General features: G+C 39.4%; 3 protein-coding genes. 1 reads left to right on the plus strand and 2 read right to left on the minus strand.

What is annotated here, in order from left to right; genetic code table 11:
• Positions 1-149: 149 nt before the first annotated feature.
• Together ACEW8U_RS07850 and ACEW8U_RS07855 are read right to left on the minus strand one after the other, a co-directional pair.
• Positions 150-1,175 (minus strand): phosphatase domain-containing protein, encoded by a 1,026-nt coding sequence (locus ACEW8U_RS07850; protein ID WP_373521486.1) that lies wholly within the window; start codon positions 1,173-1,175, stop codon positions 150-152.
• A 179-nt stretch (positions 1,176-1,354) separates the two neighbouring features.
• The gene (locus ACEW8U_RS07855) at positions 1,355-1,498 is read right to left on the minus strand and encodes a hypothetical protein (protein ID WP_373521487.1); all 144 of its coding nucleotides are present in this window, start codon (positions 1,496-1,498) and stop codon (positions 1,355-1,357) included.
• A gap of 171 nt (positions 1,499-1,669) precedes the next feature.
• On the opposite strand from ACEW8U_RS07855, the gene ACEW8U_RS07860 reads away from it, so the two are divergent.
• Positions 1,670-2,362, plus strand: a 693-nt coding sequence (locus ACEW8U_RS07860; protein WP_373521488.1) for a Gfo/Idh/MocA family protein, incomplete at its 3' end; no start/stop codon positions are given.

A 2,362-nucleotide genomic window follows, 5' to 3' on the forward strand; every position in this document is an offset into this window, starting at 1 on the left:
TTTCAATCAGCTCAGGCTGGTTTTCAAGATTTCCGGCAGATGGATTTACGATTAATAAGGCATGTCTATCCATATAAGTATTGAGGCAAATTTTAAAAAGAAATTATCAAATGCCGTTCCTGAATATTAAGATATGGAAACAAAATGGCTTAGAGGAAATTTTTTGCATGCGCTATTGCCTCGGAGGAATCCTGAACCCAGGCAATGGGGATTTTGGGGTTGTATTTATTCAGTAGATTTTCCCTTTCTTTATCTTCTTTTTTTATCCTACGGATATAAACAGCTTTGATTCGGTCGGGAAACTTCTCAATTATTTCTCTATAAAGTTCCGGATCATGTTGCCCACTGTCTCCGATCAGGATAAATTTCATGTTAGAATACAGAGACATGATTAATGTAATCTTCTCCAGTTTATGGTCATGATTACCCCCCCCTGATTTCCAGATGTTTTTTAGATTGACATGGGGGTCTTTTAACAATAAAGGGCCTTTTGGAATGTTTCTATAATTTAGAAAATCCTGTATAAGGTCGAAAAGATTCCAGTCACTGCTAGAAACATAAAATACAGGATGTTGTCCATTGTTGGTCAGAAGGACATAAAAATCACTCACTCCGGGAAATGGCCTACGGGTATAGGCATTCTTTGATACTGACAACCATAGTTTTTTCCCCAATGTAGTAGCGTGAGAAATAATAATTGTGTCATCAATATCTGATATAATACCTAGCGGATGATCTTCCGGTACCCTTGTAATTTCAGTCCGAACAGTTTTTTCTTCTGCTTTGATTCCTTCATCTTCCAATAAAGTAAGTGTGGCAATGTCTGGTTGACCGTTCTTGAGAGCATCTTTCATTAATCTCTTTTCAAAAAGCCCCTCTTCGTTACTGATCAAAATTTCTTCCAGATCCTGATAGACCAATTTAATCCTTGCATCAGGAATACTGCTTCCTGCATATCTCCGTATGGATGCCAAAATATTTTGCAGGGCATTTTTGTCTTCGGAAGGTCGGCTTTGCTTGTAGGCTTCTATTACTCTGCCTTTTATAAAAATTTCCCTGTCATTGCCAAAGGCCAGAAAGAGCTCCATCCGAACCAGATCCAGTTTTCCTATCCTTCTTTTAAATTTTGAATAGGCATAGCGAAGTGGGAAAGTTATCCAACGAATGATACTCATCTACAATATTTGGTTAGCACGGTTTTTAAATTTAGGTCATTGAGATTGGGCAAGAAATGAACTTCTAATTTATGTAATTATTTTTATCCCTTGGATTTATAGGTGTGGCTATCTCGCCACACTTGAGTTTAAAAGACATCTCATTATCTACAAATTTTCATACATCATATTCCACATACTTAAAAATGGGTACCATCCTCAAAAAGTTCAAATAGACCATAGCCCTTATTGGTAAGCTCATAAGGTTCCTCATTCCACCAATTACCACAGACAGCACCGCTACAATGGTAATGGACATCATGGTAAACCAGTGTTTCTACCAAAATTATGCAAACCTTTCCGTTGATTTTCCAAGCTTCCTTCCTATATGTTGGATAAGAAAGGTAAATTAAGCCAATAATTTCAAAAGGCTGATCTTAAAAGTTAAAAATGACTTTGGATTAAAGTATTTGGAAAGCCAAAACCCAACATTAAAACACCTTAATAACCAAAATATGTCCACCAATCGTAGAGACTTTCTGAAAACCGGAGCTACTGCCGCTTTAGGCCTATCCGGCTTCACCTTGATTTCCCCCACTGTCTTAGGCAAATCCATGGGCCATGTAGCGCCATCTGACAAGGTCAACCTGGCCTGTGTAGGAATAGGCAACCGGGGAAATGAAATCATCAAGGCGCTGGATAAAACCGGCCTTTGTAATATCGTGGCCCTATGTGATGTCGATATGGGTGCCATTCAGACTTTGGAAATCATGAATATGTTTCCAAAATCAAAAAAATATCAGGACTTCCGAAAAATGTTTGATGAAATAGGTGGTGATTTTGACGCGATAAGCATTGCCACGCCGGACTTTTCCCACTTCCCTGTGACGATGATGGCATTAGCTGAAGGAAAGCATGTTTATGTAGAAAAACCAATGGCGCGCACCTTCCAGGAAGTGGATCTGATGATGGCCGCAGCAAAGAAAAATCCAAAACTTGCCACGCAAATGGGTAACCAAGGACATTCCGAGGCCAATTATTTTCAGTTTAAAGCCTATACAGAAGCTGGCATTATCAAAGATGTCACAGACATAACTGCGCATATGAACAGCCGACGTCGCTGGCATGGCTGGGACCCTAATATATCTCGTAATCCTTCAGCCGAACCTGTCCCTTCTACCTTGGATTGGGATGTATGGTTGAGTCAG

The sequence above is a fragment of the Aquiflexum sp. genome (assembly GCF_041751335.1).
Taxonomy (GTDB): domain Bacteria; phylum Bacteroidota; class Bacteroidia; order Cytophagales; family Cyclobacteriaceae; genus Aquiflexum.